The 2,839-nt window shown below is 44.4% G+C and carries 4 protein-coding genes; 3 read left to right on the top strand and 1 reads right to left on the bottom strand.

Translation table 11 applies throughout. The annotated features are described in order from the left end of the window. The first annotated feature begins 119 nt into the window (after positions 1-119). Together nth and rpsN are read left to right on the top strand one after the other, a co-directional pair. Positions 120-764 carry an endonuclease III gene (gene nth, locus QT974_RS33130; RefSeq protein ID WP_293175225.1) on the top strand — a complete coding sequence of 215 codons (645 nt, stop codon included), beginning with the start codon at positions 120-122 and terminating at the stop codon, positions 762-764. Positions 765-952: 188 nt separating this feature from the next. Further along, positions 953-1,255 (top strand): 30S ribosomal protein S14, encoded by a 303-nt coding sequence (rpsN, locus tag QT974_RS33135; RefSeq protein WP_332945509.1) that lies wholly within the window; start codon positions 953-955, stop codon positions 1,253-1,255. Positions 1,256-1,526: 271 nt separating this feature from the next. Here the strand turns inward: rpsN and QT974_RS33140 are convergent, their stop codons facing one another. Next, positions 1,527-1,856, bottom strand: coding sequence for a hypothetical protein (locus tag QT974_RS33140; protein ID WP_333266832.1), 330 nt, complete (start codon positions 1,854-1,856; stop codon positions 1,527-1,529). Between the two features lie 65 nt (positions 1,857-1,921). Here QT974_RS33140 and aat point away from each other — a divergent pair, with 65 nt between their 5' ends. Beyond that, the gene (aat, locus tag QT974_RS33145) at positions 1,922-2,500 is read left to right on the top strand and encodes a leucyl/phenylalanyl-tRNA--protein transferase (RefSeq protein ID WP_333472606.1); all 579 of its coding nucleotides are present in this window, start codon (positions 1,922-1,924) and stop codon (positions 2,498-2,500) included. Positions 2,501-2,839: the final 339 nt, after the last annotated feature.

Here is a 2,839-nt window from a genome sequence, read left to right on the forward strand (position 1 = left end):
ATAACCAATAACCAATAACCAATAACCAATAACCAATAACCAATAACCAATAACCCATAACCCATGACTAATGACTGATGACTGATGACTGATGACTGATGACTAATGACTAATGACTAATGACCAAAAAGTTAAGTTTAAAACAAAAATCACTTGAAATTCTAATTCGCCTCAAACGGCTGTATCCAGAAGCCCCTTGCACTCTCAACTACGAAACTCCCGTCCAGTTGATGGTGGCGACGATTCTGGCGGCTCAGTGTACGGATGAGCGCGTAAATCTGGTAACGCCGGCTTTGTTTGAGCGTTTCCCGGATGCGGAGGCTTTGGCAAATGCTGATTTGGATGAATTGGAGCGTCTGGTGCGATCGACTGGTTTTTACCGGAATAAGTCTAAAAATATTAAAGCTGCTTGTTGGGCGATCGTCAACAAATTCAACAATCAAGTGCCGCAGCAAATGGAACTGCTGCTAGAATTGCCCGGAGTTGCCCGCAAAACGGCTAATGTCGTCCTCGCCCACGCTTTTGATATTCATCAAGGCGTGACGGTAGACACTCACGTCAAACGTTTGAGTCAGCGGTTGGGATTGACTGAACACGCCGATCCGATCCGGATTGAGCGAGATTTGATGCTATTGTTGCCGCAGCCGGATTGGGAAAATTGGTCAATTCGGCTGGTGTATCACGGGCGGGCGGTTTGTAATGCAAGAAAGCCGATTTGCCATATTTGCGAACTTGCAGATTTGTGTCCTTCTGCTAATAGTTAGATTTTGCACTAATATCAGGAACAGGTAAGATGCTTGTTCCATAAAAAAGCTTAAATTTATGTGGAACAGGCATCTTGCCTGTTGCAAAAAATCTTGTTAAAAAAAAAGTAATTAAAATAAAAGCATCGCAAATTACCAAAATATAGTATAATAGCAGGTTGTGATTTATCTAAGGATATCAACAGATTATGGCTAAAAAGAGCATGGTCGAGCGCGAGAAAAAGCGCCAAAGACTCGTAGACAAGTACGCCGACAAGCGCGAAGACCTGAAAGACCAGTTCGACCAAGCTACAAATCAGATGGACAAAATGGCGATTCACCGCCAACTGCAACAGCTACCCCGCGGCAGTTCGCGGACTCGCTTGCGCAACCGCTGCTGGGCAACTGGTCGCCCCAGAGGTTACTACCGCGATTTCGGACTGTCTCGCAACATGATGCGAGAAATGGCTCACGAAGGTCTTTTGCCTGGTGTTGTGAAGTCTAGCTGGTAGAAGTCAGTTGACAGTTGACAGTTGACAGTTGACAGTTAATATTTGTTAGTTGTCATTAGTCTGAAGGAAGAAGGAAAAAGGAAGAAAGAAGAAGGAAAAAAACTTATAAATAATCTGCAAGATTATATTTGGGGTTTATTTTTGTTTCAGATTTCAGCTCAAACTTCCTTCTTGCTTTTTCCTTCTTGCTTCTTCCTGCTTACTTTTTCCTACTTCTTCCTTTAGACATCCGTTACATCCGTTACAAAATCCGTTGCCGAACTTTCTTGCTTCATTGGCCGCAGCATTTATCGATACCGAGACTTTCGAGTAATAAGTCGCTGACGGCATTGGCGATCGCAAATTCGCCGTAAAAGCTTTTAGAAAAATCATAGGCCTGCATTTCGGTGACGATCGCAATTACCAGGCTACCCAAATCGTTTTCGCCTTCCATGCGCTGGCGGAGGTAGATTTGGGCTGCTCTTTTAGCTATTTGCTGGTTGGCTGCTTCTGGGATAAACTCGGAGTCTAGCCAAGCGAGGAGTGTTTCTTGGAGCCATTGGCTTTCTTGTTCGGGGTTTTGGGCGGGCGGTAAGGTAATAGGTTTGATGGTTTCAGACATGATTATTCCTAATTGCTAATGTTGACGAATGAAAAGTTAGCGGACAAATGACAACTGATAAATTTATGCAATATGATATACCGTCAATTATACAGGGATACGCGCAAGGCTACTTCTTGATGGCGAATGACGGCGAGGAGAGTTTGGGGTGGTATTCGAGCCGCCAGCGGGCGCTGATACCCCTGGACGATCGATTTACCTATCCGCGATCCCTGCGACGCCAAATCAATCAAAATCGGTTTTCGGTGGCTGTGAACCGCGATTTTGGGGCGGTGGTTGAGGGTTGTGCCGATCGAGAAACGACGTGGATTTCTAAGGAGCTCAAGCAGATTTACTGGGCTTTGTATGAGGCTGGTTGGGCTTACAGCTTCGAGACTTGGTGCGGCGACGAATTGGCGGGTGGTATTTTGGGATTTTCTATAGGTGGCGCCTTTATCGGGGAATCGATGTTTTACCAGATTCCCGAGGGTTCTAAGGTGGCGATGGTGAAGTTGGTGGAGAGATTGCGCGATCGATCTTATCTGCTTTTCGATGCTCAAATGAACAATCCGCACCTCGAAAGATTCGGGGCTTATACTGTTAAGGAAAAGCATTACAATACTCTTTTACAAGAAGCTTTAAAGCGCCGCTGCTCGCTATTTTGAAGATTAGACTTGAATTGCATAAGTCTTCGATCGATACAGAAACCGCAGATGTCAGACAGATAAACACAGATAAACGCAGATAATTTTAGGGTGTTTTCCGATTTTTGCAATTCAAGTCTATTCTATCTTGAGGAACTTAGGCTTTGGCTAAGTTCTCACCCGATATCCCTGCTTCAAACAATAGTATAATTAAACCAATATACTTCTCGGAGACAACCACAATGCAAGTCACAACAGAAGAAATCATTTATCCATCCAGCGACGGTCAATCGATTTTAGATTTTAGATTTTAGATTTTAGATTGAAGCATTGACCCCACGGATGAATCCGGGGGCTTGT

Source organism: Microcoleus sp. BM001215392, assembly GCF_036700185.1.
In the GTDB taxonomy this organism is placed as follows: Bacteria; Cyanobacteriota; Cyanobacteriia; order Cyanobacteriales; family Microcoleaceae; genus Microcoleus.